At 77.8% G+C, this 2,720-nt stretch carries 2 protein-coding genes; both read left to right on the top strand.

The features are described 5' to 3' along the window. A partial coding sequence (locus B7L92_RS18515; protein WP_218030455.1) for a LuxR family transcriptional regulator occupies positions 1–1,187 on the top strand: 1,187 nt, incomplete at its 5' end. A gap of 143 nt (positions 1,188–1,330) precedes the next feature. Next, on the top strand, positions 1,331–2,590 hold the full coding sequence (locus B7L92_RS18520; protein ID WP_081238658.1) for a PucR family transcriptional regulator: 1,260 nt from the start codon (positions 1,331–1,333) through the stop codon (positions 2,588–2,590). The last annotated feature ends 130 nt before the right edge of the window (positions 2,591–2,720 follow it).

Genomic DNA, 2,720 nt, shown 5'->3' on the forward strand with positions numbered 1-2,720 from the left:
GCCGCTTCGACCTGGCCGCCGCCCCGCTGCGGCGCGTGGTCGAGTGGGACCCGTCCGCCGGCGAGCCCGAACGGCTGCTGGGGTCCGCCGCCGCGGCCCTCATGCTCGGTGACGTGACCGCCGCCCGCAGATCCGGCGCACGGGCGCTGGCGGCGGCCCGGACCCTCGGCTCCGCCGCCCTCGAACCGAGGGCGCTGGAGTACCTGGCCTACGCCGAACTGCGGGCCGGACGCCACCAGCTCGCCCGCACCCACGCCGAGGAGGGACTGCGCACCGCGCGGCGGACCGGGCAGCGGAACACGGCCGCCCACCACCACGCGGTCCTGGCCCTCGCGGCGTCGATCGAGGGGGAGCGGGAGCTCGTCGCCGAGCACGCGGCGGCGGCCCTGGGCACGGCCCGGCGGCACGGACTGGCCCAGGCCGCCACCCTCGCCCAGTGGGCCCTGGCCCGTGCCGACCTGGGCGCGGGCCGCCCCCGGGAGGCCGTCGACCGGCTCGGACCGCTGGTGCGCCCCGGTGCGCGGCGCGGCCACTTCGCGGTGTGGATGCTCGCCGTCCCCTGCTTCGTGGAGGCCGCCGCCCTCGCCGGCCGGCCCGCGCACGCCCGGACGGTGCTCGAGGACTTCGCGCTGTGGGCCGCGTGCAGGGCGGACCCGCAGGCCCCCGCCCAACTCCTGCGCTGCCGCGCGCTGCTGGCCGCACCGGAGGCGGCCGACGAGCTGTACCTGCGCGCCCTGGACCGCCACGAGGAGACGGCCGGCGACTTCGAGCGGGCACGCACCGAGCTGCTCTACGGCAAGTGGCTGCGGCGCCGGCGCCGGCTGGGCGAGGCACGCGCGCGGCTCGGGGAGGCGCTGATGGGCTTCGAACGCTGCGGCGCGCACCCGTGGGGGCAGCAGGCGGCGGCGGAGCTGCGGGCCAACGGCGCCGCGCCGGGCGGGGCCGGCACCGTACGGCCGGCCCGGCACGGCCCGGGGGAGCTGGCCCGGCTGACGCCGCAGCAACTGCGCATCGCCCGGTGCGTCGCCGAGGGCGCCACCAACCGGGAGGTGGCCCTGAGCCTGTCCGTCAGCACCCGCACGGTCGACTACCACCTGCGGAACGTCTTCGCCACGCTCGGCGTCCGCTCCCGGGTGGAGCTGGCCAGGCTGGTCGAACAGGCGGAAAAGACCGGTGCACAACTCTAGGGACCGACCGGACGGTATGCCATCCTTCGGGGCAGGACGAGTCAGGTGGCGGGCGGCCCACGGGCTCTCCGGCCGGCCGGGCGCCGGTACGGGGGACCGCCGCGCGGGCGCCGCCGGGAAGCCGACCCTGGGGGAGATGCGCGATGCACCACGCCGTACGGCCACGTACCCTGCCCCGCCCCGGTCCCGTGCCCGCTCCGCGGCCGCGGACACCGCGCACGCGGTCGCTGATCGACGCCGACGCGCTGCGCGTGCTGCACCGGGCCGCCCGGGTGCTGCTGGACGACCTGCCCCGGCTCACCGACCGCCTGATCGCCGTACTGCAGGAGCAGGAACCCGCCTACCGGGCCGCCGTCGAGGAGGATCCCACCGCGATCTGGCAGGAGGCGCACCGCTCGCTGTGGCACAGCGTCTCCTCCCTGCTCGACCCGCGGGGCGCCCGGGACGCGGCGCGCCGCTGCTCCTGGAAGATCGGCGCCACCCGGGCCGAGCAGGGACTTCCGCTGGACGCGCTGCTGCACGCCTTCCGGCTGGGCGGCTCGCTGGTGTGGCAGGGCCTGGTCGACGAGACGTCACGGGCGGCGCCCGAGGACGTACGGCTGCTGGTGCACGTGGCGTCCGACGTGTGGAACTTCGTCGACGAGCACTGCACCCTCGTGGCGGACGCCTACCGGCAGACCGAACGGCAGCTGGCCTGGCGGCGGGAGAACAGGGTGCGTCTGCTCGCCGCGGCCCTGCTGGACGGCACGAGCCGCATCGCCGACCTGCCCGAGGCCGCCCAGGCACTCGACCTGCCGGAGCAGGGGCGGTACGCGGTCGTCGCGGTCACCGGCGGCCGGCCCACCGGTTGTCCGGGGGCCCGGGCGGCCTTCGGCCCGGGTGTGCGCGTGCACTGGCACACGGGCGTGGCGGCGGATTACGGCATCGTCCTGGTCGGGGACGGTGAGGAGGTGGCCGTGCCGGAGGAGCAGGCACCCGGGACACGGGCGGGCGTCAGCAGCGCGGTCGAGGGGCTGGCCGCCGTCGGCGAGGCCCGCCGGCTGGCGGACACCGCGCTGCGCCTGTCCCCGGAGGAGGGCGGCGCGGCCCGGCTGACCGACCACCTGCCCGCGGCACTGGTGGTGTCGAGTCCCGAACTCGGTGCCGCCCTGGCCGACCGGCTGCTCGGCCCGCTGGCGCACCTCGAACCCGCCGACGCGGACGTCCTGCTGGACACCCTGGCCACCTGGCTGGCCTGCGACGGTTCGGCCCAGCGGGCGAGCCGCCGCCTGTACTGCCACCGCAACACCGTCCTCAACCGCCTGCGCCGCTACGAGCAACTGTCGGGCCGTTCCCTCTCCCGCCCGTCCGACCTCGTCGAGGTCAGCCTCGCCCTGACGGCCCGCGGGCTCCTCGGCCGCTGAAGACCGGGGCGCCGCCCCTCGCGGTTCCCCCGGGCGGGACCCGCGGCCCCCGTACGACCGGCCGGCCCGCCCCGGGGTCCCGCGGCAGGACGGACCGGCCGGCTCCCCCGTTCCCACCGCACCCCCTGGG

The organism is Streptomyces viridosporus (genome assembly GCF_002078235.1).
Taxonomy (GTDB): Bacteria; Actinomycetota; Actinomycetes; order Streptomycetales; family Streptomycetaceae; genus Streptomyces; species Streptomyces viridosporus.

What these genes read in the sequence shown, in the direction of transcription:
- B7L92_RS18520 (WP_081238658.1), top strand. Translation starts at nt 1,331, where the DNA reads ATGCACCACGCCGTACGGCCACGTACCCTGCCCCGCCCCGGTCCCGTG.